The sequence below is a fragment of the Rhizobium ecuadorense genome, assembly GCF_001187535.1.
GTDB classification, from domain to species: domain Bacteria; phylum Pseudomonadota; class Alphaproteobacteria; order Rhizobiales; family Rhizobiaceae; genus Rhizobium; species Rhizobium ecuadorense.
Map to the genome: position 1 here is coordinate 1 of NZ_LFIO01001546.1, position 286 is coordinate 286.

Genomic DNA, 286 nt, shown 5'->3' on the forward strand with positions numbered 1-286 from the left:
AGAATGCGACCTTCGATATTCCAGATGACGATCCCGATGATGTTGGCCTTGACGAGGCGACGGATCTTGGCTTCGCGTTCAGCGAGATCGCGGTACAACCGGGTATTCTCTAGTGAGATCGCTGCCTGAGATGCGAGCAGCTTCAGCACCACGATCCGGGCCGGCGCGAAGACCCGGGGGGCGAGGTTGTTCTCAAGATAGAGTACCCCGGCAGGTTGGCCCTGATTGAGCAACGGAACACAGAGAATGGAACGAGCCCGGTGCCGACAAATGTAGGGGTCCGTGG

1 protein-coding gene is annotated in these 286 nt (G+C 58.7%); it reads right to left on the bottom strand.

Annotated features, from left to right (window positions below; genetic code table 11):
* Positions 1-286, bottom strand: a 286-nt coding sequence (locus tag AF337_RS32010; RefSeq protein ID WP_152971272.1) for a GAF domain-containing protein, incomplete at both ends; no start/stop codon positions are given.